The following is a 25,790-nucleotide window of genomic DNA, read 5'->3' as shown; positions in this document are numbered from 1 at the left end:
GCTCATGGCCCTGATCATGCCCTTGATCAAGTGTCCCTGTTATCAAGTGTCCCTGCTCAGGCGCCCTTGTGTTGCGGCCCTGGAAGATACAGGCCGCGGGCAAGGGTTTGCATCTCTCGGCTCGGGTAAGGCAACATCTCTTCACTATACAAACTGACTGGATAGTCAGATAAAGAGCGCCCCCACAAGGCCCACGTCTCTGCCCCGAGTTCTGCACCAGCAACTTCAACCAGTACGCTTGCAGATACTGTTTCAGGTGCTGGAAGCAGTTGCGGTCCAGAGTTCTGCCCCGATCTCCTGACATGGCCGGTTGACCGGCTTTCGAGGCACCTTCACTACATGGAAATTCGCTGGCTCGAAGATTTCATCGTTCTGGCTCAGACCCGGCATTTCTCGCGGGCGGCCGACGCACAGAATGTCTCTCAGCCCACCTTCTCCCGCCGCATCAAGTTGCTGGAAGAGGAGATGGGCACCACCTTGATCAACCGTCAGACCCTGCCGCTGTCGCTCACTCCCGCCGGAGACGAGTTTCTCCAGCTGTGCGAGCAGATCACCGAGCGCGTGCGTATCACACGTGAACGTCTGCAGGACATGGCCCAGCAGCAAGCCAGCAAGATATCGCTGGGGGCACCGCAGTCGCTGGTGTCGCACTTCCTGCCTGATTGGCTTGATCAGCTTCAGCTGCGTGAACAGGTGCTGCCCTATCTGCGGGCCACCGGTTGGCTGGCGGCCGACTATTTCCATGGGCTGGATCGCGGCGAATGTGATCTGGCACTGTGTTACTGGCCCCAGGCACGTGTCGATCTCGGTTTTGAGCTGGACAGCTACCAATACCTGGTGGTCGGCGAAGAATCCTTCATTCCGCTATGCGCACCCGGCGCGGACGGCAATCCCCGCCACCAGTTGCCGGGCACGCGGCGCAATCCGCTACCGTTCATCAGCCCGCATCCGCGCGCCGTCATCGCCACCTCGCTGATGGCCCATCTCGCTCAGGTGCCGATTCAGGCGCATCTGGTCACCATGAACGAGAATATCCAGGCGGCCAACATCAAGGCGCTGGTGTTGCAAGGCTATGGCATCGGCTGGTTGCCGCAGCGTCTGGCCGCAGAGGAAATCGCCAGTGGCAAGCTGGTGCGTGCCGGTGACCCACGTTGGGACCTGAGTCTGCATATCCGTCTGTATCGCCCGCGCGTGCCGCGCCATGACAGTGTCAGTGAACTCTGGCACCAGCTGGAAGCACACTTCTCGTGAGTCATCCGGACTGGAGGGGCGACGGCGCTGATTCAGCGGCGCTCTTCTCTCCCCTTCATTTCTTCATCCTCCATCACCTCACGCCATTGACGTTCACACCTCCAGGTCAGGCGTGCCGACCGTTTTCAAGGAAACATGATGTCTGACAGCCAGCTCAACGACCCGACTATCACCCACGCTGCAGCACACCGCGAGCATCTTGCGGCGCTGCAATCAGGCTACGAAGTTGCCATGCAGCAGCATGATCTGGATGCCATCGTGCTGCACAGTGGCAAGCCGAAGCGGCATTTCGCCGATGATCAGGATGCCAGCTTCAAGTCGCATGCCCACTTCCTGCACTGGGTGCCGATGGCGGGTCTCAGCGATAGCTGGCTGGTGATTCGTCCGGGCCAGCAACCGACGCTTTACCTCTACGCCCCCGATGACTTCTGGCATCTGTCACCCAGCCTGCCGACGCCGGACACTGCGCCCTGGGCCGAGCAGTTCGAGATCATCCATCTGCGCAAGCCGGCACTGCCAGAGCGTCCCGAGGGTCGCGTGGCGCTGCTGGGCGAGATCGCCGAGCTTCAGCCGCAGGTGGTCAGCGAACTTGAGGCGCTACCCAACCCGGTCGGCCTGGTGCGCCAGCTAGACGAGGGACGCGTCTGCAAGAGCGACTTCGAGATCGCCTGTCTGCAGGAAGCCAGCCTGCGTGCCGCGCGTGGCCATCTGGCTGCCCGGCGCAGCTTCATGGAAGGCGGCGCGGAGCTCGATATCCAGCTGGCCTATCTTGGCGCGTCTCGGCAACGGGAATTGGATGTGCCCTACGGCAACATCGTCGGTCTCAACGGACACGCCGCCGTTCTGCATTACCAGCACTATGCTTTGCAGGCCCCCGCTACCCGTCACAGCCTGCTGGTGGATGCTGGAGCCAAGGTGCACGGCTATGCCTCGGACATCACGCGCAGCTGGGCAGGCGATGATGCCCTGCCGCTCTATCGCGCGCTGATCGAAGGCGTGGAGGCGCTGCAGAAGCGTCTGATGGCAAGACTCGCGCCCGGGGTGGACTACGTCGACCTGCACCTCGAGATGCATCGCGAGCTGGGTGAGCTGCTGCGGGAACTTGGCGTGGTGTCCCTGCCCGCCGAGGATCAGGTCGCACAAGGCATCACGGCAGCCTTCTGCCCGCATGGCCTCGGGCACCTTCTGGGGTTGCAGGTCCATGATGTGGCGGGTCGCATTTCTGATCACACCACCGGCGACATCCGTCATCCACCGCAAGGTCACCCGATGCTGCGCCTGACGCGTGTGCTCGAACCCGGCATGGCCATCACCATCGAACCGGGCTGCTACATCATCCCCATGCTGCTGGAGCCGCTGCGCAACGATGCACGCGGTGAGCATATCGACTGGAAGCTGGTCGAGGCGCTGGCACCGCACGGTGGTGTGCGTATCGAGGACAACCTGGTCATCACCGCAGATGGTGCTCTCAATCTGACACGTAGCCCGGCGACGGGCCTGTAATCAGACCTGTCACAACACCGTCTAGGTCTGTCGCTGTGACGCTTGCCGTCACGCGCCTGCCTCACGCCGCCATGGGCCCTGTGCCGATGGCGGCTTTTTTGTTGCATGAAGTGAGCCGGCGTATTCGATGCACTGGATCAAGCACTTGATCCAGAACCGAGCGATAGCCATTGGCGTCGATGCGTATGCTGCACTGCGACTAGCGATTGGCGTCGCCAAGTGAAATGATGCCAACGACATCCATGCAGAAATTCCTGTCAGATCTTGCTGCAGGCCACCGCCATCAAGGGCATGTTCATCACCCGATCACCAACGTCATCGCCCTGGCCAGCCACTGGAGCTACCTCACATGCCGCACTCCATCTTCACGTCAGAGTTTCGCCCTGCCCTTGGCCTGCGCAATCGCCATGTCCAGACCTTGTTACCGAGATTACTGCCCCGCGCGCCCCTGAGTCGTCGTACCGAGATTCTCAATCTCCCCGATGGTGACTTCGTCGAGCTCGCCTGGGTCATCAGTGACGGGCATGAGAAGCGGGAGCGTACGACGGCCCTGAGCGACGATGCGCCTCTGTTCGTGCTGTTTCATGGCCTTGAGGGTGACTTGAGCTCGCCCTACGCCCGTGAGCTGCTCAATGCAGCCGCCCGGATGGGCTGGCGACCGGTCATGATGCATTTCCGTGGCTGCGGGCAATCTCCCAACCGGCTGCCACGCGCCTATCACAGCGGGGATACCGCAGACGCCTATTGGGTGCTTGGCGAGCTGGGGCGACGCTATTCGCACGCCATCAAGGTCGCCTGTGGCGTATCGCTGGGCGCCAACATGCTGCTCAAGCTGGTGGCCGAGCAAGGCGGTGATGGTCTGGATCTGGCCGGCGCGATCGCCATCAGCGCCCCGCTGGATCTGGCAGCCAGCGCGGACGTGCTCAATCAGGGCTTCTCACGCCTCTACCAGCGCCATCTGCTCAAGGGCTTGAAGGCCAAGGTGGCGGCGAAGCTTGCCAATGGGCCGCTACCCATCTCGATCGGAGCGCATCAACTGACGCAGCTCAACAGTTTCTGGGCCTATGACAACGAAGTCACCGCACCGCTGCATGGCTTCACCTCGGCGAGTGATTACTACACGCGCTCCTCGGCGGGCCGTCTGCTGAGCGAGATCGAACTGCCGACGCTGATTCTGCAATCGCTGGATGACCCCTTCATGCCACGCGATCTGTTTGCACGTTTCCACCAACCCTCCGAGGCCGTGCGTATCGAGCTCAGTGAGCGTGGTGGGCATGTTGGCTTCGTTGAGTGGCGCCGTGGACGACTGAATTCCTGGCTGGCTCGCCGTGTCAGCCAGCAACTGGATGCCTGGAGCGGACTGCCCAAGCCACAAGCGCAGGCAGAGGTGCAGAGCGAAGCGCACTGAGCTGCCTGCATTGAACTGTCGTGCATCGAACTGGCTGCATTAACCGCCACTCAGGCGCCAACACGCTTACCCTCTTTGGCTTTCTTGTCCTTGGGGCATTCATTGCCTCTTTTTGTTTCTTCCCCCCTTGCTCGCCTTCCCACCCTCAGATCCGGTGGGAAGCCCTGAGCCCGACTACGACCGTATACGTTGTTGAGATGGCTAAATTTAGAGCAACAAAAACGATAACGGTATACAGGATGAGGGTGTGAAGGGTGACACGGATCACTGTCACGATTCAGGGAGAATGATAGACTGCGCGCCCATCCTATGTTCAAGACTCTACTGGCCTGATAATGAACCTGATTTTTCGCCTGGTGCTCGGCATCGTGGCTGGCATACTGCTGGGGCAATGGGCTCCCGAATCGCTGATACGCGCCCTGCTGACCTTCAAGGTACTGTTCGGTGAACTGCTGGAATACGCCATTCCGCTGATCATCCTGTTCTTCATCATGAGCGGGATCGCACGTCTCGAGCGTTCCTCGGGCCGTCTGCTGACTCTTACCATCGTGCTGGCCTATGCCTCGACGACGTTGGCAGGACTGTTTGCGGGCATCGTCGGGCTGGAGGTCGTGCCGCATATCGTGCAACAGGACCAGCTGCCGGTCAGTCATGCCATCAAGCACTTGAGCCCCTACTTCACTCTGGATATTCCGCCGCTGACCGATATCAGTACCGCCCTGGTGACGGCCTTCCTGTTCGGTATCGGCATTTCCGCCACCGACCATGACGGCATGCGCCAGCTGGCCGACGGCGGCCGCGACATCGTCGAGCGCTTCATCGCCAAGGCGCTGATTCCTGCCCTGCCGTTCTATATCGCCGGTCTGTTCTGCGAGATGACGATCGCCGGCACGGTAGCCAATACCCTCAAGAGCTTCGGCATGATTCTGCTGCTGGCACTGACATTGCACTGGCTGTGGCTGAGCTTGCTCTACGTTACCAGCGGCACCAGCACCGGCCGCTCGCCCATGAAGGCGCTGGCCCACATGCTGCCTGCCTACTTCACCGCCGCCGGTACCATGTCTTCCGCGGCCACGATTCCGGTTACCGTACGCCAGATGCACCTCAATCACATTTCTCCGTCCGTGGCGAGCTTTGCGGTGCCGTTGCTGGCCACCATCCACATGTGCGGCAGTGCCATCACGCTGACCGTGTGCGCCATTGGCGTGATGCTGGTCACTCCCTCACTGGCAACGCCCGAGCTCACCACCCTGCTGCCGTTCATCGCCGCACTGGGCGTGACCATCATTGCCGCGCCCGGTTCGCCCGGCGGCGCCGCGATGACCTCGGTGGGCGTATTGCAGAGCCTGCTGGGCTTCGATGCCGCTGCCGTTGGCCTGATGATGGCGCTCTATCTGGCGCAGGACAGCTTCGGCACCGCGTGCAACGTCACCGGCGATGGTGCCCTGGTGCAGTGGATCGATCGCTTTGCGGAAGCCGAGCAGGATCGACAGCGCTACCGCTGACACTGTGCCTTGCAGCGCCTGACCTAAGGCTGCTCCAGACAGAAAAAAGCCTCATGGCGGCCGTGAACTTCGCGGCGATCATGAGGCTTTCGTGTCTCTCAGCGGCAATCTGTCACCAACAGTCTCATGACAGCGATGTCATGGCAGGCAGGACATGACTGCCGGGCTGTCAGCCGATGGGGCAGCTGATTCCCGTGCCTTTCAGGCCGCAGTAGCCACCCGGATTCTTGGCCAGATACTGCTGGTGGTATTCCTCGGCGTAGTAGAACTCGCGCAGCGGTGCGACCTCGGTGGTGATGCGGCCGAGACCGGACTGGTCCAGCGCCTGCTGGTAGTCGGCCATGCTTTTCTCGACGATGGCGCGCTGGTCTTCGCGGGTGTAATAGATCGCGCTGCGGTACTGGTTGCCGATGTCATTGCCCTGACGCATGCCCTGGGTCGGGTCATGGGCCTCGAAGCTGGCCCGCAGGATCTCCGGCAGGCCGATCACCGTCGGGTCAAAGATCACACGCACGACCTCGGTGTGGCCTGTCTTGCCGGTGCAGGTCTCTTCATAGCTCGGATTCGGCGTATGGCCGCCGGCATAACCGACCGCCGTCACCTTGACGCCCGGCAGCTGCCAGAAGAGGCGCTCGGCTCCCCAGAAGCAACCCAGCCCCAGCACGATCTCCTCACACTCACTGTCGAACGGCGGTACAATCGAGCGGCCATTGACGTGATGAACGCCGCTGATGCGAACCGCTTCACTGCGCCCTGGCAAGCTGTCCTGCGCTGAAGGAATGGTCTGCTTATCTTCCGTTATCCACATGGCGGACTCTCTCCTGTGTCGCGTCGTGCAATCGTGTATAGGTTCAATGATGTCATCTCTGCCCCCCAAGATCTGCCCCTGCCAGCCCAACAGCGCAAAGGCGCAACGCTACGTCGATTGCTGTCAGCCGATTCATGCTGACATCACCCGCGCTGAACGCCCCGAGCAATTGATGCGCGCCCGCTACAGCGCCTTCTGCCTGTCGCTGAGCGACTTTCTGATCGACAGCTGGGACCCGGCCCATTGCCCGGCACGCGCCGATCTCGAAGGTGCTGGCCCGCAGTGGCTGGCATTGGAGATTCTGGACAGCGGACAAGACGCCGATACCGGCATGGTACGCTTTCACGCCACCTTCTTCGAGCAGGGAAAGTTCCAGCAATTGCAGGAACTTAGTCGCTTTCATCACGATGGCCATCACTGGCGTTATGTCGACGGTGATGCCGATTGGCAAACATTGACGCCGGGGCGCAACAGCCTGTGTCCCTGTGGCAGCGGCAAGAAGATCAAGCGCTGCTGCACTGCGTGACCGTCCGCGCCTGGTACTGATGCGCTTGAGCTTGAGCTCTCGAGCATAAGCGATACGAGCACCTCTGAAACGTCCCTCCCTCAAACGAGACAGCCCCCACCGAACCTGTCGATGGGGGCTGACCCCGGTGCAATCAATTGGCCTGGCGCGTCATCTGTCCTTGCCGACTCTGGGCGCCAGCTCACTGCGACCCAGCGAGAAGCTGTAGAGCAGATCCACGGCTTGCGCCGTGCCGGACACCGCTTCGGCATACAGATTGCGGAACAGCTTGTAGCGCAGCGTCAGCTCCGCGATCGGCGAGAACAGCCCGACGCCGTAGCTGAGCTTCAGGTCCGGGGCGATATAGCCGCTGACCACCACCTGGCTGTCATCGCCGCTGCCGGAGCTGTCCAGACTCAGGTCACGCACGCCGAAGGTTTCCCCGATCTGGCCGACCACCTGTCCGCTTTGCGCCAGTGACATGCCGATCAGGGCGGACGTGACCGCACTGTCACTGCTGGTATCGCTGTCCAGGCCTTCACCGCGCAGCAGATAACTCAGTGCCGAGGACTCATCCATCGACGGGTCCGAGAAGATCTCGACGCTGGGTGACGAGGCAAGTCCGGTTACACGCACCCCTGCAGTCACGTCGTCCTCGGTGTTGTCAGGATCACGGATCGCCTCGATATTCAGACGCGGGCTCGAGGGCGGTCCGGCCAGCAAGACCTGCCCCTTGCTGATCTGCAGGTCCTGCCCGAAGCTCTTGTAGGTCCCGTCGACCAGATTGACCTCACCGAAGACCTGCACGCCGCCCTTGGACTGGCGCACATCGAGATCGCCTCTGAGCTTGGTCTTGAGCCCCATCGCCTCCAGACGCGCATCTGGCCCGATATGGATGCCGATACGCACATCCAGCGCCATGCCCGCCTCATTGAGCGCCTTGGCGGTGTCGCTGCCATCGGCAAGCTCGGCCGGGTTGGAGGTGTCATCATCACTGGGACGCTCGATGATGATGGTGTCACTGGAGGGTGACACGGCAGACGGTGGCACCTGGTCCACTTCGATGCGTGTCCACGGCACCTTGACGTCACCTCGCAGCTTGAGAAGCGTGGGACTGGCATTGATCTGCAGATCCGGCGCGACGCGCATGCGCCCGATCCCGGCGATATGCAGTTCGAGCGGATTCTTCTCGCCGTCGAGGTTCAATGACGCCGTCCAGTCCTCAAGCGTCGGCCACGCCGCCTCACCATCGATACCCCAGCGCGCATCATTGCCCACCAGATAGCCATCGATATCGGCACTGTTGCCATCGAAGTCGACGGTGAACTGGGCATCCGACAGCGATACCGGCAGCCCATCGCCCTGCACCTTGACGCCGGTCAGCGCGATCGGGCCGGTCAACGACGGCAGGCTGAGATTGCCGCCGACCTCGACGTCACCCGCCAGCTTGCCTTCCAGCTGAGTCATGCCCGCCACCAGCGGACGATACGGTGAGAGGTCGATATCGCGGATGGCTAGCGAGCCATCCAGCTGTCCTGCGCCGGCCGGGTCGAGGACCGACACGGTGAGACCAATGCCGCCAGCGCTGTCGAGACGAATCTGGGTATCGAGATCGGCCTTGTCGGGTGTGGCTTCCAGCGCCAGTTGCAAGGTGGTCTCGGGCAGTGACCAGGCGTTGCCGTCAGCGTCTTCGCCGGCCAGCGTCAACTTGCCCGCCAGCTCCGCGTCAGCATTCCAGCGTTGGCCGCCCTGCTTCCAGCTTGCCGTGATCTTGCCACCCGTGGCACCGCCGATGGTCCAGCTCTCCGGCATGGCGCTCTGGGCCATGTCCAGGGGAATCCCCTCGAGCGTCACCACGGCTTGACCGTCATTGCCCGCGCTCAAGGGCTCGGCGACACAGATCTGGCCGCCCTGTTCGCGGCTCAAGCAGAACGGCTGCACCAGCACGCTGCCCTTGGCGAGATTGGCATCGAAGCTCGCCGGCGTGTCGAAGGTGAAGTCCCCGAAATCGGTATTCGCCGTCAGCGGAGACAGCGCGCCGCGATAATGCTCACGCGCCTTGTCGAGTCCACCCTTGAGGGTCAGTCCCAGACGAGAAAGCGGCATCTCTCCGGCCATCTCGGTATCGAACTGCAGGGTGTGATCGCTCAGGAAGCCTCCCAGCGTCAGTGCGACGGTCGCGATCTGCTGTCCGCCAGCTCTGACATCATCGGCATTCAGGGCGATATCCAGTGCCGGGTCATCAATGCCCCGCTTGCGGGCATCGACCCCGGCCGACAGCGCCATGTCGGAGATACGGTTCTCCCCGATCTGCAGGCGTCGTGCGGTGAAGTTGCTGGCCAGCTGAGGCTTGTCGAGCGTGCCCGAGGCATCGATCTTGCCCTTGAGCTCACCCGCGATATCCGGCATCAGGGTCGAGAGCGCCGGAAAATCGATGTTGGCCGCCAGAGTGATGGTCTTGGCAATCTTGCCATTGGCGCTCAGCCGGTTCTGCCCCTGGCGCAGTTCCAGCGCGTCGACGTTCCACTGCATGTCGGCATTGCCGGCAAGCTTGCCGGTCAGCGTGAGCGGACGCTCGAGCAAGGTGCCATGGATATCCAGCTTGCTGACATCGACGGCCCACGGACCTTGCTGAGGCTGATGGAAGCTGGCCACGAGATTGCCGCTCAGCTCACCACGCACGGCTTTCTGTCCGCCCCCGGTCGGGGCCGGCAGCAAGTCTTCGGGATGCAGCTTGTCGAGCGCCAGCTCGGCGGCGACCTTGATCCCTTCCTGCCAATGAATCTCGCCACGGGTGATCGCGGAGCCACGTTTGAGCGCGATCTTAAGCGGCTGCCAGCGGTAATGCGCGAGATCGCCGTCGCCAGCCAATGACAAGGTGGCGCGCGGAATGTCACGCCCCTCGATAATGGCGTCCAGTGTGGTCGTATACCCCGACAATGAGCCCTTGGCGACCAGCGCCAGATTCTCGACGCTATAGTCAGGCGTGAAAGAGGTAGCGCCAGCGGAGGCCGTCTTGTTCTTGCCAGCGTTGGCTTGCGTCGCTGTCTGAGCGCCTTTCTGCGCATCCGCGGAGGCGTTATCAGAGGCATCAGCGACGGCAGCAAAGGGCCAGGTGATCCGCTTTGAGCTCAGGCGCGCCTCGAAGGGCAGATCACTGTCCAGCACATCTGCGCTGGCCACAAGCTCAGCAGCAAGTGGGCCGTCGGCCTTGAGAGAGGCTTCAAGATCCGCCAGCGAGCCTTCCAGAGACAGGCGCAGCTTTTCATGACGCACGGGATCGATCAGGGTCTCGGCATTGAGCGTGGCGCTCAGCGGATACTCGTCCTTCAAGGTGACCTGCGCTACGAGATCGGCGTTCACGTCACGCGAGTCGACCTCGAGACGCGAGAGCGTGATGTCATGCCCTTCCGCCTTGAGCGCCAACGAAAGGCGACTGACCTCATACGGGCTTGGCCCCTCGAGCGCAAAGTCTTCAATGGCGAGATCGGGAACCTCGATGGTCAGCGGAATATAGACTTCCGGCAAGGCGATGCGCCCAGCCTGTGGTGTCTGATCCGTGGTTTCAGCGGCAGTCTTGCCAGACACTTCTGCGGCGTCATCCGTGACGGTCTCATCCGTGATGGTCTTGTTCGAGATGGTCTTGTTCGCGATAACCCTGGCGGCGCTCTCGGCTTGAGACGCCACGACCTGAGCATTGACCACTGCACTCGCCGCTTGCTGCGCCTCAGGCGTGATGCTCATTCCCTCGAGGCTGACAAAGTCTGAAGTCGCTTCCGTCGCGGCGACATCGGCCGGAATGAAACGACTGGTGATCAGGCGTGTCTCGCCCAGGGTCAGCGTACTCACCGACAGCGCGGCCGAGGTATGGAAGTGATCGAAGGTGACGCGACTGCCATCCGCCAGCGCCAGGGCGAAGTCATCAATGGCGACCTTGCGCACTTCGATGGGAATCGGCACCACGATGGGCACGTTGAGACTCTCGCCGCTCTCTGGCTCAGGCTCCTCGCTGGCACCGCCATCACTCAGGGTGATCGCGAGGCCACTGGATTCCAGCGACTCGAGACACAGCTTGCCCTTGAGCAGACAGTCCTCGCCCCAGGCCAGCGACAGCGAGTCGGCATTGATGGCCAGCCCCGGCAGGTCCAGCGAGACGTCCTTGAGCGACAGCGCTTCCAGAGGGGAGCCGGAGGCCTGTGAATAATCGATGAAGCCACGTGAGCGCGCCTGATCGAGCACCAGCCCGGTGCCCCACGGGGACAGCACGCCCCCGACCAGCAGCATCGTCAGCCCGATCAGGAACACGAGCAGCCATATCAGCAACCGGATGACCAGGCCGCCCCGACGTACATAGGGATTAGACAATTCCAACATCTCCATAGCTTTTTATCAGCTCACCCGCTCAGCTGATGGTCCTTTGCTGGCGCTTGATCAGCACGACACTCGTTTTAGAGACACGAGCTGATCAGAATTCCGGCCCGATCGAGAAGTGAATACGGTAATCGTTGTCTTCATCATCGAAGGGATGGGCGATATCGAGACGAATCGGCCCCACCGGCGAGATCCAGCGAATCCCCATGCCGGCCGCCGTCTTGAGCTCGAGTGCGTCCCAGCCATTGAAGGCGTTGCCGGCGTCGTAGAAGGTCGCGCCCCACCAGTCGCCGGTCAGGCGGTAATCGTATTCCAGGCTGCTGGTGAGCAACGAGCTACCGCCTTCCAGATCGCCATCGTCGTCTTCCGGGGCGAGTGTCTCGTAGGAATAGCCACGCACACTGTTGTCGCCCCCCGTGAAGAAGCGCATCGAGGGCGGCATGTCATCAAAGTTGTCGGTATCGACGTGGCCGACGCCCATGCGCGCCACGAAACGATGGTTGTCGCCGATGGAGCGTATCCAGTTGGTGTTGAACTGGGAACGCAGGAAGGTCACGTCCGAGCCCCACATCTGATCGCCATATTCGAAGGTCAGCTGTTGGCGGTCGCCCCACATCGGGAAGGTCTTGGGGCGTGTGCGGGTGCGGTTCCAGCTCACACCGGGATACAGCAGCAGCACGGCTCCGGATTCATCCGCCTGGGTGTAGTCCTCATAGGTGGAACCGAAGAACACGCGCTGGGTCCAGCCATTGTCGAACTTCCACTCGCGGGTGAAGCGCACGGTGGTCTCGAGACTCTCGGTATCTTCATCGTCGGTATTCGACATCCCGTACTCGAGGACATAGCTATCCTTGAGCGGGTCTTCGAGCGGCATGCGGTATTCGCCCTCGAAGGTCTGTTCCGGCGAGGACAGGAACAGGCTGTTGGTCAGGCTATGGCCATAGCGATTGACCCACGGCATCTCCCAGCTGAACTGCAGGCGTGGCCCGACATCCGTCGCATAGCCGATACCGGTCTCGAACTTGTGGCGGTCGGCGGGAATCAGGCTGATGTCCACGGGAATGATGGGACCGTTGGCCGTCTTGACCGCGGCCTCCAGCGCATCGCCCGTCAGTACCGGCGTGTCACTACCGGCGGCCAGAGACGTTTGATCTTCTGTCGCCGACCCCGCAGCCTGCGCGGCAGGCACCGTCGAGTACGGGCGGGGCGAGGCGTCAGCGCGGCGGCTCTCAACCCCCGTCTGCTCGCTCCCAGTCCCCTTGACTTCAGCCCCCTTTACCTCAGTCCGCTCGACATCGGCAATCCATGATCCCTCATAGCCCTGTGCCTCGGCATAGGGGGTCTTTATCTCGCTGTCGGGGCTGGTGGTCTTGAGTTCGGCGCCCGAATTGAGCTGTGGCTTGATCGCGGCCGAGCGGAACCAGCCAGCCTCACTCAGCCGCTGATTGAATTGGGTCAGTTTGCCGGCTTCGTAATAATCGCCCGTCTCGAACGGCTGCATGGCCTTGACGCGATCCAGCTCTATCTGACTGTTGAGATAGGTGATATCGCCGAAGCGGTAGCGCTGACCGCTCTGCATGACCAGATAGATGCGTGCCGAGTGCAGCCAGGGGCGTACCTCGATGCGCTGCTGGGAGAAGGAGGTGTCGAAATAGCCGCGCTCGAGACTGAGTGACGTCAGAGTCGACTTGAGGCTGTCATAGCGAGAGTGACGCAGCACATCGCCTTCCTCGAGGTCGGCGTCGGCCAGCACCTTCTTCATGACCTTGTCACGCGCAGCGTCGCCTTCAAGTCGCAGCTCCAGCGTCTCGATGGTGACCGGCGCACCGGCATCCACCGTCACGACCACATCATCGCCGCCCAGCAACCCCTTCTCGGGATAGCTGAGCGTGATCTGGGCATCGTAGTAACCGAAGGCCTGCAGCGCTTCCTGGGTGCGCCGGATGATCTCATCCTCATAGCGCTCGGCCGGAGCATCGCCCTCGAGCGTCATCCCGGCCAGGAAGTTGACCACATTGGTGGCCGTCGCGCCCTTGACTCCCTTGACGGCGGCATCGATCGCCAGTGCCTGCGGCGCGAAGCACAGACCGCCACACACGATCAGCGGCGTCAGATAGCGATGCGGCAAACCGCGCGGCCTGGTCGCTCGAGCAGGCTCTTTGTTGTCGCCACTCATGATTCGTCCTTTGTTGAGTGCTGGGGGAAAGCACTGTCCATCGTTCCCGTTCATCATGTCGTGCGGCGCTCGGTCATCACGGGGCGTTTCACATGGCCTGCCTGGATGGCGGGCCACGCCATATCGTCGTTACTTGTATCCCTGCTGCGCAGACTCAGCGGCGTTCCAGTCGATTGACGCGCTGTTCCAGTTCAGACACCTGACCCAGCAGCGACGCGACACGGCCACTCAGCTGTCGGCGGCTGGCATCCAGCGAGCGCAACTGGTCGCGCGTGTCCTCTGACGCACCCTGAGAACTGGCTTCCAGGCCGGCGCTGAGCGCTGTCTGCTGACGGCGCAGTTCACCCAGCTGGGTGGCCAGTGAGCGTTGCGCGGTCTCAAGCGCTGCCAGCTCGTCAAGCGGCGCGAAGCGGCCCTTGAGCTTGCTGGCCAGTTCATCGCCATCAGCGGCGGCTGCAGGCTCCGGCAGTGCCTTAAGCGTCTCGCTCAGTTGCTGCTGGGATTGCTGCAAGTCACGAGTCTGGGCCTGTTGCGTGGCCAGCTCCGTCTGGAGTGCCGTGAGGCGAGTCTCGAGCGAGGCCAACTGCTCGGCGCTAGTGTTCTCGACAGCGCGCTCAATATCGCTCTGCAAGGTCTCGACGCGGGAAGTCAGCGTGTCCAGGGAGCTGGAGGTCTTGTCCACCAGCGGCTCGAGGTGCTCAAGCGTGGCCGACTGGGCATCCAGACGCGCGCCCAGCGCTGCACGGCCATCACGGCTGAGGGATTCCAGCGCCGCCATCGAGCCTTGCAGCGCCGTGATCAGGGTCGCGTGATTGTCACCTGTCTGGGCAAGCGTCGTGACGCGACCATCCAGACGATCAAGCACCTCGTCCATGGCGGTCAGACGCTCTTGAGCGCCATCCGCATCCTTTGCCACCTTGTCTTCCAGCGCCTCGAGGCGTGCGACAGCCTCGCTGGACAGGGATGCCTTGTCCTTCTGCAGGGTGGTCAGCGCCGGCAGGACAGTGTCATTCAACTGGCTGTCCAGGGCGCTGAGTTGCTCACCCAGTGCATCACGCAATTCGTTCAGGCGCTCATTCCCCTGCTGCTCAAGCTGGACCACGGAACGTTCGAGCTGACTGACACGCGCGCCGAGCTGATCGCGTTGATCGCCCCCGAGGGTCTGCAGGTCATTCAGCTGCCACTGTTGCCAGCCCACCACGCCCCCCAGGGCAAGGAGGCAAAGCCACGTCGGCCAGCGTCTGGGCGCGGGAGGACGGGTGTGATGCACGCCAAGCGCATCATCGGGACGCGCGACCAGCGCATCGTCCGGTGAGTCATTGAGAGACGGTTCAGCATTGTGCGGCCGCATTCTGGCTCCAGTTCCGGCAGACGATCAGCAGCGAAAGGGTCAGCGCAGCATCTTCGGGCATGTCAGTGGGCTCACTGTCCCATCGCACCAGAGGCAAGGCGACCGAAAGTGCGCTTTTTCGCGCTGCTGTATAGAAATACAGTAATGCAGGTTCTGCAAAAGATAAGTCACGGTTCACGTACAGGAAATCGAGTCTAACAGCTGACCTCGGTCATCTCATCAGGTTCCCGCGATGGCCCGTCATCGAGGCCAGAGTGGCAGGAATGTGGCGAAAGCTCGACAATGAACGCGAGCCTTGCAAGAGGCTTGAGAGGATCCCGCGGTCAGTGCCCACCAGCGTTGGCCTGTCGGTGTCTGGGTGCTATAGTGCCAGACACTGCGATACGCGCAGCCTCTGTCTTCGTAGCTATCTGGATTCACAAGGTTTTTCACGCTGATTGCACATTTCATGCGCGTAGCCACGGCATGAAGGATGCACGGCGAGTCATGCACTTTCGCCCTTGCCCGCTGCCTGAGCGGGTGGCCAGTCTCGGGGCCGGGAGTGATGCTGGTCGCGGAGCTTGAGTCTGTGCTTGTCTGATCCTCTTCCATCATGCGATGGAGGGTCAGGCATTGAAATACTCAGCCCCAAGCCCCACGAAGGCAGAGTACGACCCAATTGGTGAGGAAAAGGAGCTGATCCCCATGGCATTTGAACTTCCAGCACTGCCGTACGAAAAGAACGCACTCGAGCCGACCATCTCTGCCGAGACCCTTGAGTACCATTACGGCAAGCATCACCAAGCCTATGTCACCAAGCTGAACAGCATGGTCGAAGGCACTGCTGACGCAGAAAAATCTCTCGAAGAGATCATCCAGAGCGCTCAGGGTGGTCTGTTCAACCAGGCGGCTCAGGTGTGGAACCACACCTTCTACTGGCACTGCCTGTCCCCGAATGGTGGTGGCGAGCCGTCCGGTCCGCTGGCAGACGCCATCGTGGCCAAGTGGGGCTCCGTTGCTGACTTCAAGGAAGCCTTCAACACTTCCGCCGCTGGCAACTTCGGTTCCGGTTGGACCTGGCTGGTCAAGAACACCCAGGGCGAGCTGGAAATCGTCAACACTGACGATGCTGACACCCCGATCGCCAAGTCTGGTCAGACTCCGCTGCTGACCGTCGACGTCTGGGAGCACGCCTACTACGTCGACTACCGCAACGCGCGTCCGAAGTACCTGGAAAGCATCTGGAACATCATCAACTGGGAATTCGCTGCGCAGAACTTCGCAGCCTGAGCTTTTCCAGATTGAGTCTGGCTAGGCCGTGCTTTGCAAGACCGAGATTCGCTAGCCTCAGGAAGCCGAGTCGTTTACCGCTCGGAACTCCAGCTGAGCCAAGGCATTCAACGTCACCCTGATATGACGCTTGGATGCCCTGCTCTGAAAACCCCGCCACCTGGCGGGGTTTTTTTCGTTCAAGACAACGTCACCCAGCCGCGAGCCTGCTACACGCAAGGCTTGGCTACGCTTGGGTATGCACCACCAGGAGAAGAATCTCGTCTCTCGACTTGCAAATGACGGCGGCGCCCCTATCTAATGACTGATAAGTAGAACGTATGCTCTACCTCGTTGCGTCCCCTTGCACGCTCACAGGGACTCGACGACAAGAGACTCGACGACATTGTTGGCACACACTGCTTGAAATGCATTCTTTGACTGCGCGAAATACCTACTTTGGAAAAAGGAATACCGATGCCCACTGACACCTCGACCTCCTCTCTGCCCGACTCCATGCTGGCGATCGTGACCACCGGCCATGGGGGTTATGAATGCCTCGAGACGCAGCAGCGCCCGGTGCCGACACCCGGTGAAGGCGAGGTGCTGATCAAGGTGCTGGCGGCTGGCATGAACAACACCGAGATCAATACGCGTCTGGGCTGGTATTCCTCCACGATCACCACCGCGACCCAACAAGCGAGCAGCGTGCATGACAACGCGGACGCAGATGCGGCGACTGACAAGCCGGCGCCGCCGGAAGGTGGCTGGAAGGGAGAGACGCCCTTCCCCCTGATACAGGGCACGGATTGCTGTGGCGAGGTGGTGGCATTGGGCCCGAATGCGGATGCCAGCCTGCTGGGCAAGCGCGTGCTGGTACGCTCCTGCATGCGCAGCGAGGGCTGGGACTCACTGGAAAATGAATGGATGGGCTCGGACTTCGACGGCGCCTTCGCGCAATTCGTCAGCGTGCGCGCCAGTGAAGTGTTCGCGGTGGACTGTGACTGGAGCGATGTCGAGCTTGGCTCCCTGCCCTGCGCCTACGGCACGGCGGAAAACATGCTCGAACAGGCAGAGCTCAAGGCGGGCGAGCGTGTGCTGATTCTGGGCGCCTCGGGCGGGGTCGGTTCCGCTGCATTGCAGCTTGCCAAGCGCCGTGGCGCGACGGTGTATGCCGTGGCGGGCGTTGCCAAGCATGAGGCCCTGGCAGAACTGGGTGCCGACAGACTTCTGGACCGCAAGGCCGACCTGCTCGAGCTGCTAGGCCACGAAAGCGTCGACCTGGTGGTCGACAATGTCGCTGGCGACAACTTCCCGATCATGATGAAGCTGCTTTCACGTGGCGGCCGTCTGGTGACCACCGGCGCCATCGCCGGCCCGATGGTGACACTGGATCTGCGCGACCTGTACCTCAAGAACCTGCGCCTGCTCGGCACCACTGCCTGGTGTGAAGCCACCTTCCCCAATCTGATCCGCTATGTGGAGCAAGGCGAGATTCGCCCGCTGATCGCGGCCAGCTTCCCGTTGACCGAAATTGTAAGCGCGCAACAGCAGTTTCTCAGCAAGGGCCACGTGGGCAAGTTCGTGCTCGAGCCCTGGGCCTGAAGACAGCTCGGCGATCTGCAGGAATAGCCTGGCGCTCATGATGTAAAAACTGAGGCCAGGACAAAAAGCCCTCATCCGGAACCGGATGAGGGCTTTTACGTACCGAGCACGAAAGGGTCAACCTGAAAGAGAGCGCGTCAGCCTGACCCACAAAAATGCCCGTCAGGGGCTGGCACGGCGGCCGATGCCGCGATAGACCAGTCCCTGGCTTGCCACATAACGCGGGTCGAAGATGTTGCGGCCATCGAGCACCAGACCCGCACCCAGCTCACGCTTCAGACGCTGCCAGTCCGGGTTCCAGTAGCACTTCCACTCGGTGACCAGCATCAGGGCATCAGCACCCTCCAGAGCGTCATACATGTTGCCATCGACCAGCTCCAGCAACGGATGCGCACCACAGGCCTCACCCAGCGCCGACAAGGCCGCGGGATCATGCACGCGTACGCGCACGCCCTGGGCCCACAGCGCCTCGAGCAGGGTCAAGACCGGCGCATGATCGATACGCGCGGTACCGGGCTTGAAGGCCGCGCCCCATATCGCCACGGTACGGCCGCGCAATTCACCATCGAAGTGCTGCCACAGCTTGCGGAACAGCGTCTCCTTCTTGGCCTCGTTGATGTCGAGCACATGCTCGAGCAGCATCGATTCACGCCCTGTCTGGTGCTGGACATCGGCCAGACGCATCAGGTCACGCGAGAAGTTCGGGCCGCCGAACCCACAGCCCGGATAGAGATAGCCAAAGCCGATACGCGGGTCGGCGCCCATGCCCTGACGCACATATTCCACATCGACGCCCAGGGAGTCGGAGAGACCCGCCACCTCGTTCATGTAGCTGATACGCGTCGCGAGCATGCCATTGATGGCGAGCTTGGTCAGTTCGGCGGCACGGCGCGGCATGATCTGGAAGACATCTTCACGCCGATTGAAGGCACGCAGCAGCTCCTGCACCCGCAGGGTGGCAGGTTCCGCCTCGCTGCCCAGCAACCAGCGGGCCGGACGCTCGAAGGTGGCCAGTGAACGGCCCTCTTCCAGCATGTCCGGCAAGGCGACGGCGTACTGGTCGTCACGCGGCAACAACGCCTCGAAACGCTCGGTCGTGCCCACCGGGAAAGTCGAGTTGTTGACCAGCACCAGCGGCTCATCCAGGGTCGCCACCAGCTGCTCGACACGGCTCAGCGCGCTTTCCCGCTGATCCGGCGAGACGGCGATCCAGTGGATATCGATGCGCCGCAGTGACGCGAGGTCCTCGACCAGGGTGAGATCGCCGCGCTCCCGGTGGCGATCAAGACGTTCGCGCAGGCCTGGCTCACTGTTCAACCAGTCGACGCGTTCCAAGGCAGCCCAGTCCATGTCCTCATGCGGCCACCACCAGACGCGGTGACCCACGCTCGCCAGAGCGGCGCTGGCCGTTGCCGCCGCCAGTTCGCTTCCGTGCACCAGCACCTGCATGGCTTATTTCTCCTGGTAGCGAGTCAGCAGCTCGCGGAAGCCTTCACCGAAGGTCGGGTGACGCTTGGCAAAGGAAAGCGTCGCTTCAAGATAGCCCAGCTGATGGCCGCAATCGTAGGTATCACCGGCCATGCGGTAGGCCGCGACGGCCTTGTCGTCACGCAGGGTGTCGATGGCATCGGTCAGCTGGATCTCACCACCCGCGCCCGGCGGAGTGTTCTCCAGAAGCTCGAAGATACGGCCCGGCAACAGATAACGGCCGATGACCGCCAGGGTCGACGGCTCGGTGCCCGGGGCCGGTTTTTCGACCATGCCATTGATCAGGGCGGACTTGCCGGCTTCCGGCGTGTCACCGTCGATCGCGACGATACCGTACTTGTAGGCCATGTCCTGCGGGACATTCTCGACCATGATCTGGGCGGCATTGGTGGCTTCATAGGCCTCCATCATGCGCGCCAGGTCATTCTTCTCTAGCCCTTCGCCATCGACCAGCACGTCCGGCAGCATGACGATGAACGGCTCATCACCGACGATCGGCTTGGCACAAAGCACGGCGTGGCCCAGACCCAGCGGCTCCGGCTGGCGCACGCTGATGATCTTGACGTCATCAGGAATGATGTTTCGCAGCTGTTCGAGCAGCTCGAGCTTGCCCTTGGCTTCCAGGGTGGTTTCCAGCTCGAAGTGCTTGTCGAAGTGGTTCTCGATGGCATTCTTGCTGGAATGGGTAACCAGCACGATTTCCTTGATACCGGCTGCGACCGCTTCTTCCACCACATATTGGATCACCGGCTTGTCGACGATGGTGATCATTTCCTTGGGGATGGCCTTGGAGGCCGGGAGGCAACGTGTGCCGAGACCGGCAACAGGCAGAACAGCCTTGCGTATCATGTAGCGTCTTCCTTGTGTCTATGTCGTGGTGAGGCCCGTCGAAGGACCTCTACCGGGTTACTGCCGTCGAAGACAATCAACGACCATCCTTCATCATAGGCAGAGATTATGCCAGTTTGATCAAGGAGTGCGAAATTCCTGCACTATCCGAGGCTTGCCAAGCGCTACACCCTCTGAAATGCCATCAGCGGCGCATGGCGCGCCCGAGCAGCGCACCCACACTGTCGCTATCAGGCGACTCTACCACGCCATGTTCCGTGACGATGGCATCAATATACTCATGCGGCGTGACATCAAAGACCGGGTTGAAGACATCGATGTCCTGCGGCGCGATCTGACGTCCGCCCGCCTCGCGCAGCTCGGCGGCGTCGCGCGTCTCGATGGGAATGTCCGCGCCACTGGCCAGGGTGCCGTCGAACGTGGCCAGCGGAGCCACCACCATGACCTTGATGCCGTGGGCGCGGGCCTGAACGGCCAGCGAGAAGGTACCGATCTTGTTGGCGGTATCGCCGTTGGCCGCGATGCGGTCCGCGCCGACGATCAACCAGCGCACCCCTTCCGGCGTCCGGGCACCCTGCTGCATGATCAGCGAGGCTGCTCCTTCCACGGCCAGACGCGCGGGTATCTTCTCCTGCACCAGCTCCCACGCCGTCAGGCGAGAACCTTGCCACCAGGGGCGTGTCTCGTTGACATGCACGCGGCCAACAATGCCCTGGGCGTAGGCGGTACGGATCACGCCCAACGCCGTGCCGTGACCGCCGGTGGCCAGCGCGCCGGTATTGCAGTGGGTCATGACCTCGCACCGCGTCTCGCCTTGCGCGAGGGAGGCCGCGATCACCTGGGCGCCAAACTCAGCCATGCGAAGGTTATCGTCCAGATCCTGCTCATGAATGCGCACGGCCTCCTTCAGCAGCGCCTCATACGGGGCCTGCGACCGGGTGGCGTGTGCGGCAATCACCTTGCGCATGCGATCCAGCGCCCAGAACAGGTTGACCGCTGTCGGGCGCGAGGCAGCCAGCACATCACAGGCGCTGGCCAGGCGTGACTGCCAGTCGCCGCCCTCGCGGTTGATGACGAAAGCCTCCAGCGCCACGCCATAGGCGGCGGCGATCCCGATGGCCGGTGCACCGCGGACGACCATGTCGGTAATGGCAGTCGCGACCCCGCGTGCATCCTCGAGCAGCACCTCGCGGGTCTCACCCGGCAGCAGACGCTGGTCGAGCAGCGCAAGCTTCACCGCCGGCTGAGCGACATCAGACGTGACATCACGAGTGACGTCAGCGCTGGCATCGGGCGGGGTGCCTGCCGTGTCTTCTTCCCGCGACGCACACTCTTGCTGGCTTACCCAGCGAATCGGAACCAGGCTCATGACCACTCCCCGTTGCTACATGACAATAATGACGACTGGTCATCGCGCGTGGCGCGACGCCCCGCCCCATCGTAACGCAAGTGCCCGTCATGATGAGTTTTTTGCGCTGGACGCTGACCCGCGACGGTAGTCGGATTAGAATGGTGGAATCGTGCCCGAGGGTAAGGTGCCTGTACAGGCCTGCCACTTCCCGAACAGCACTTCCGTAACGGTAAGGATGCAAAGATGAGCGATAACGACACCCAGCAAGATGCCCAGCCCCAGGACCATCTGGGCAATGTCGATGCCAGCGAGATCGCCAAGTTCTCGGCATTGGCCAGTCGCTGGTGGGACCGTGATAGTGAATTCAAGCCGCTGCATGACATCAATCCGTTGCGGGTCGACTATATCGACACCCATGCTGGCCTGGCAGGCAAGCGCGTGATCGACGTCGGCTGCGGCGGCGGCATTCTCTCCGAAGCCATGGCGCATCGTGGCGCCCAGGTGACGGGTATCGACATGGGTGATGCGCCGCTTTCCGTTGCCCGCCTGCATCAGCTGGAGTCCGGTGTCGAGGTGGACTACCGCCAGACCACCGCCGAAGCTGCCGCAGAAGAGATGGCCGGCCAGTTCGACGTCGTCACCTGTCTGGAAATGCTCGAGCACGTGCCGGACCCATCCTCGGTGATCGCGGCCTGCGCACGGTTGGTCAAGCCCGGGGGGACGGTGTTCTTCTCGACCATCAACCGCAATCCCAAGGCGTATGCCTTCGCGATTCTCGGCGCGGAATATGTGCTGCAGATGCTGCCGCGTGGCACCCACGAGTATCGCAAGTTCATCCGTCCGGCCGAGCTGGGGCGCTGGACACGCGATGCTGGCCTCAAGATGGAAGGCTCCACCGGCATGACCTACAACCCGCTGACGCGCAAATATCGCCTGAATTCCTCCGACCTGTCGGTCAACTACCTGATGCACACTCGTCGTCCCACCGAGGAAGAGCTTGCGTGAGCCTGCCGGCAGCACTACCTCGTCCCGCCGCCTTGATCTTCGATCTCGATGGCACCCTGGTGGACACCGCGCCGGACCTGGCGCGCGCCACCAATGAGCTGCGTCGGCACCACACTCTGCCAGCACTGGACTATGACGTGATTCGCGCCGAGGTCTCGCATGGTGGCAGCGCTCTGGTGACGTTGGCCCTGGGCCATGAGCTCGATCATCCCGAGCATGCCACCGAACGCACTCGTCTGCTGGAATTCTATGCCCGCGATGTCGCGGCTCATAGTGTGCTGTTCCCGGGCTATGACGCACTTATCGAGGTCTGTCAACGCGCAGGCCTGCCGTGGGGCATCGTGACCAACAAGCCCCGTCAGTTCGCCGAGCCGCTGATCGCCGCGCTCAAGCTCACGCCCGGCTGCCTGCTGTGTGCCGATGACCTGCCGGTCAAGAAGCCGCATCCAGAGCCCCTGTGGGAGGCGGCGCGCTGCCTCGGCGTCAATGCCTCCGAGTGCTGGTACCTGGGGGATCATGACCGTGACATGCAGGCGGCGCGTGCAGCGGGCATGCTGGCGGTCGCGGTGCGCTACGGCTATGTCCGCGAGGGCGACGATGTGGATGCCTGGCCTGCCGATGTGTGGTTTGACACATCGGAAGAGGTCATCAATGCCGCACTGCGGGCAGCGGACCTGCGCTGACCGAGCGACACACGCGAAGCTCGCACGAAGCTCACACAAGCCGGCCCTCGCAAGCAGGTGATCCGCAGATGAGCATCAGAAGATAGACACAAGCAGCTAGACACAAACAGTTAGACACAAGAACGCCGACGGCCATGGCCGTCGGCGTTCTTGTTGTGAGGCGTGGCGATTGGCCCGCCTGGCGGCGTCACTCGCCGGCCAGCGAGATGACAGCCGACAATGGCTCAACTTTGATGGCTCAGGCTTTCGGCGGTTGGGCGTCGAACATCTCGCCGGTATGACCACGGCTGTCCGGCCCCATCAACCATAGATAGGTCGGCATGATGTCGGCGGGCGTACGCAGGGTATCGGGGTCTTCGGCCGGAAACGCCGACTTGCGCATCGGGGTCCGCGTCCCACCGGGATTGAGCGTATTGACGCGCACCTGACTGGTATTCTCCAGTTCCTGCGCCAGCATCTGCGAGAAGCCTTCAGTGGCGAACTTCGAGACACTGTAGGCGCCCCAGAAGGCACGCCCCTTGCGCCCGACACTGGAGCTTGTCAGCACGACGGAGGCATCCTTCGACGCCTTGAGCAACGGCAGCAATGCCTGGACCATCCAGATGGGGCCATTGATATTGACCTGCATGACCTGCTCCCACAGCGCCGGATCATACTGTTCGAACGGAGTGATCTTTCCCAACAGGCTCGCGTTGTGCAGCAGGCCATCCAGACGACCGAACTCGGTATTCAGGGTATCAGCCATCTGCTGATAATCCTTGAGCGAGGCCCCTTCGAAGTTGAGCGGATAGATGGCCGGCTGTGGTGCCCCCAAGGCCTCGATCTCGTCGTAGACTTCTTCCAGTTTGGCAATGGTCCTGCCCAGCAATATCACCGTCGCCCCATGCCGCGCATACTCGACTGCCGCTTCACGGCCAATGCCGGACCCCGCCCCGGTCACCAGAATGATTCGCCCTTTCAGCATGTCGTCCGGGGCCTGATAGTCGATCTTGCACTCTGCCATGGTGATATCCCTGTCTGAGATCTGTCGTCAACGGCCGATGAATGTCACTGCTTCTTCACCGGTAGTACTTGCTTTGCCACATGAATCAAATGAAGCGCCCCAGAGCCGCCTGTCGATGGCATGACCTACTGAGCGCATAACACAAAGCCCGCACCTGGTAGAATACCAAGCGCGGGCTTTGGGGAATACTGGTGACCAATCGCCACGGGCACTCAGGCGCCGGAGGACAGAAAGTCCTTGGCCATGGTGCCAGCCTTGCTGTCCGGATACTGCTGGACCAGCTTCTCGAGCAGGGAGCGACTTTCCTGCGCCTTGCCTTGACGCGCCTTGACCAGGCCCAGCTTGTACATCGCATCCGGCACCTTGTTGGATTGCGAGAATTCGCTGATCACGGTATCGAAGGCCTGGGCTGAAGCATCCAGCTGGTTCTTGGCCGAGTACAGCTCACCCAGCCAGTAATGGGCATTGGCTGCGAGATTGGAATCCCCATGGTCCACCACGAAGGCTTCAAAGGCGACAATGGCACCGTCGAAATCGCGAGACTGAACCTTGGCGAAGGCATTCTCGTAATCCTTCTGGGCAGCTGCACCACTGTCGGCATTGCTGGTGCCATTGGTGCTAGCTGCACCACCGGCACTTGCGCCGCCAGTGACTGCCGCCGCTGCCTGTGAATCGACAACCTGACCGTTCTCCCCGGCGGAACCGCCGCCAGAAACCCGCTGTTCCAGATCCAGGTAGCGTTGCTGTGACATCTCGGTCAGACGCTTGAACTGGTATTCCAGTTCATCGATCCGGCCGCGAAGTCGGGCAATTTCCTGTGCCTGTTCGTCGAGTTGATTGAGAAGGGTCAGGGTGCCGCCGCCACTCAAACGAGTATTGGCCTGCTGATAGAGCGAGTTTGATTGCCCAGTGAGGTCCTCGACCGTCGGTGCGGCCAAAACGGACAACGGGAGCAACAAGGCTCCCGCACCGAACAACCCTTTCAGGCTGTGTTTCATGCTGTCGGCTCCGCCGAATCATCATGGTATCGCGCAAGCAAGCCCGGGGTTCAAGGACACGCCTCTTGCCCGGGCCAGCTCAACACAAGTTTCTAGCGTCTCCGCGCCTCCTGAGGGAGCCGAGGAGATGAACCGTTCTTAGTAGTCGAAGACCACACGACGGTTCTTGGCGTAGGAAGACTCGCCGTGGCCCTGGACAGCCGGACGCTCTTCACCGTAGGAGACGATCTCGATCTGTGACGGAGACACGCCCTGGACAGTCAGGAAGCGTGCGACAGACTTGGCACGACGCTCGCCCAGACCCAGGTTGTATTCACGAGTACCGCGCTCATCAGCGTGACCTTCCAGAACGACATTGGCGCTGGAGTTGGCTTTCAGATACTGAGCGTGACCCATCAGGACGCTTTCGAACTCAGGACGGATGGTGTCCTTGTTGAAGGCGAAGTAGATGGTACGCACGTCAGGCATGGCGGCGTTGCTCATCTGGTTGGCGTTGCTGTTGGCACCAGTGTTCATGCCGGCAGTGTTCGCACCGCTGTTGGCTGAATCCATGTCGCCGTCCTGAGCGCCGCCGCTGCTGGAACAACCTGCCATGACGCTCAGGGACAGGGCAACCAACAGACCTTTTGCATACGGGGTGAACTGCATTGTAAAACTCCTTGCTCTAATGGGTACGAATGCC

19 protein-coding genes are annotated in these 25,790 nt (G+C 61.8%); 9 read left to right on the top strand and 10 right to left on the bottom strand.

Annotation, left to right across the window (positions count from 1 at the left end; all coding sequences use genetic code 11):
* Positions 1–339 precede the first annotated feature (339 nt).
* The 4 genes from F8A90_RS08880 to F8A90_RS08865 all read left to right on the top strand — a co-directional run bounded on the left by F8A90_RS08880 (position 340) and on the right by F8A90_RS08865 (position 5,667).
* Positions 340–1,251 carry a LysR family transcriptional regulator gene (locus F8A90_RS08880; RefSeq protein ID WP_166017956.1) on the top strand — a complete coding sequence of 304 codons (912 nt, stop codon included), beginning with the start codon at positions 340–342 and terminating at the stop codon, positions 1,249–1,251.
* Between the two features lie 138 nt (positions 1,252–1,389).
* Positions 1,390–2,754 (top strand): Xaa-Pro dipeptidase, encoded by a 1,365-nt coding sequence (gene pepQ / locus F8A90_RS08875; RefSeq protein WP_200019802.1) that lies wholly within the window; start codon positions 1,390–1,392, stop codon positions 2,752–2,754.
* Between the two features lie 349 nt (positions 2,755–3,103).
* A complete protein-coding gene (locus tag F8A90_RS08870) occupies positions 3,104–4,162 on the top strand; it encodes a hydrolase (protein WP_200019801.1) in 1,059 nt (352 codons plus the stop codon).
* A gap of 335 nt (positions 4,163–4,497) precedes the next feature.
* A complete protein-coding gene (locus F8A90_RS08865; RefSeq protein WP_200019800.1) occupies positions 4,498–5,667 on the top strand; it encodes a dicarboxylate/amino acid:cation symporter in 1,170 nt (389 codons plus the stop codon).
* A gap of 169 nt (positions 5,668–5,836) precedes the next feature.
* On the opposite strand, the gene msrA is transcribed toward F8A90_RS08865, so the two are convergent.
* Positions 5,837–6,475 carry a peptide-methionine (S)-S-oxide reductase MsrA gene (gene msrA, locus F8A90_RS08860; protein WP_131432038.1) on the bottom strand — a complete coding sequence of 213 codons (639 nt, stop codon included), beginning with the start codon at positions 6,473–6,475 and terminating at the stop codon, positions 5,837–5,839.
* Between the two features lie 49 nt (positions 6,476–6,524).
* On the opposite strand from msrA, the gene F8A90_RS08855 reads away from it, so the two are divergent.
* Positions 6,525–7,001, top strand: coding sequence for a YchJ family protein (locus F8A90_RS08855; RefSeq protein ID WP_200019799.1), 477 nt, complete (start codon positions 6,525–6,527; stop codon positions 6,999–7,001).
* A 150-nt stretch (positions 7,002–7,151) separates the two neighbouring features.
* Here the strand turns inward: F8A90_RS08855 and tamB are convergent, their stop codons facing one another.
* The 3 genes from tamB to F8A90_RS08840 all read right to left on the bottom strand — a co-directional run bounded on the left by tamB (position 7,152) and on the right by F8A90_RS08840 (position 14,878).
* Positions 7,152–11,345 carry an autotransporter assembly complex protein TamB gene (gene tamB, locus F8A90_RS08850; protein WP_200019798.1) on the bottom strand — a complete coding sequence of 1,398 codons (4,194 nt, stop codon included), beginning with the start codon at positions 11,343–11,345 and terminating at the stop codon, positions 7,152–7,154.
* Positions 11,346–11,445: 100 nt separating this feature from the next.
* A complete protein-coding gene (gene tamA, locus F8A90_RS08845; protein ID WP_200019797.1) occupies positions 11,446–13,527 on the bottom strand; it encodes an autotransporter assembly complex protein TamA in 2,082 nt (693 codons plus the stop codon).
* 154 nt (positions 13,528–13,681) lie between these two features.
* The gene (locus F8A90_RS08840) at positions 13,682–14,878 is read right to left on the bottom strand and encodes a hypothetical protein (RefSeq protein ID WP_200019796.1); all 1,197 of its coding nucleotides are present in this window, start codon (positions 14,876–14,878) and stop codon (positions 13,682–13,684) included.
* 684 nt (positions 14,879–15,562) lie between these two features.
* Here F8A90_RS08840 and F8A90_RS08835 point away from each other — a divergent pair.
* Together F8A90_RS08835 and F8A90_RS08830 are read left to right on the top strand one after the other, a co-directional pair.
* Positions 15,563–16,147, top strand: a complete 585-nt coding sequence (locus F8A90_RS08835; RefSeq protein WP_200019795.1) for a superoxide dismutase — start codon at positions 15,563–15,565, stop codon at positions 16,145–16,147.
* A gap of 456 nt (positions 16,148–16,603) precedes the next feature.
* Positions 16,604–17,731, top strand: a complete 1,128-nt coding sequence (locus F8A90_RS08830) for an alcohol dehydrogenase family protein (RefSeq protein ID WP_200019794.1) — start codon at positions 16,604–16,606, stop codon at positions 17,729–17,731.
* Between the two features lie 162 nt (positions 17,732–17,893).
* On the opposite strand, the gene F8A90_RS08825 is transcribed toward F8A90_RS08830, so the two are convergent.
* The 3 genes from F8A90_RS08825 to mtnA all read right to left on the bottom strand — a co-directional run bounded on the left by F8A90_RS08825 (position 17,894) and on the right by mtnA (position 21,437).
* Entirely contained in the window at positions 17,894–19,180 is a 1,287-nt protein-coding gene (locus tag F8A90_RS08825) for a nucleotide sugar dehydrogenase (protein WP_166017940.1), read from the bottom strand.
* Positions 19,181–19,183: 3 nt separating this feature from the next.
* Positions 19,184–20,068 carry a UTP--glucose-1-phosphate uridylyltransferase GalU gene (gene galU / locus F8A90_RS08820; protein WP_054556681.1) on the bottom strand — a complete coding sequence of 295 codons (885 nt, stop codon included), beginning with the start codon at positions 20,066–20,068 and terminating at the stop codon, positions 19,184–19,186.
* A gap of 184 nt (positions 20,069–20,252) precedes the next feature.
* Positions 20,253–21,437: an S-methyl-5-thioribose-1-phosphate isomerase gene (gene mtnA / locus F8A90_RS08815; RefSeq protein WP_200019793.1), complete on the bottom strand. Its 1,185-nt coding sequence runs from the start codon at positions 21,435–21,437 to the stop codon at positions 20,253–20,255.
* Between the two features lie 225 nt (positions 21,438–21,662).
* Between mtnA and ubiG the strand changes: the two genes are divergently transcribed.
* On the top strand, positions 21,663–22,424 hold the full coding sequence (gene ubiG, locus F8A90_RS08810) for a bifunctional 2-polyprenyl-6-hydroxyphenol methylase/3-demethylubiquinol 3-O-methyltransferase UbiG (protein ID WP_200019792.1): 762 nt from the start codon (positions 21,663–21,665) through the stop codon (positions 22,422–22,424).
* A gap of 2 nt (positions 22,425–22,426) precedes the next feature.
* Entirely contained in the window at positions 22,427–23,107 is a 681-nt protein-coding gene (locus tag F8A90_RS08805) for an HAD-IA family hydrolase (protein WP_200019956.1), read from the top strand.
* 238 nt (positions 23,108–23,345) lie between these two features.
* Here F8A90_RS08805 and F8A90_RS08800 read toward each other — a convergent pair whose 3' ends face one another.
* From F8A90_RS08800 to pal, 3 genes are all read right to left on the bottom strand, one after another.
* Complete coding sequence (locus F8A90_RS08800) at positions 23,346–24,110, bottom strand: YciK family oxidoreductase (protein WP_166017936.1); 765 nt, start codon at positions 24,108–24,110, stop codon at positions 23,346–23,348.
* A 212-nt stretch (positions 24,111–24,322) separates the two neighbouring features.
* Positions 24,323–25,108: a tol-pal system protein YbgF gene (gene ybgF, locus F8A90_RS08795; RefSeq protein WP_166017934.1), complete on the bottom strand. Its 786-nt coding sequence runs from the start codon at positions 25,106–25,108 to the stop codon at positions 24,323–24,325.
* A gap of 138 nt (positions 25,109–25,246) precedes the next feature.
* The gene (pal, locus tag F8A90_RS08790; protein WP_166017932.1) at positions 25,247–25,756 is read right to left on the bottom strand and encodes a peptidoglycan-associated lipoprotein Pal; all 510 of its coding nucleotides are present in this window, start codon (positions 25,754–25,756) and stop codon (positions 25,247–25,249) included.
* Between the last annotated feature and the right edge of the window lie 34 nt (positions 25,757–25,790).

The organism is Cobetia sp. cqz5-12, assembly GCF_016495405.1.
In the GTDB taxonomy this organism is placed as follows: domain Bacteria; phylum Pseudomonadota; class Gammaproteobacteria; order Pseudomonadales; family Halomonadaceae; genus Cobetia.
This window is presented reverse-complemented; position numbering and strand designations above follow the sequence as displayed.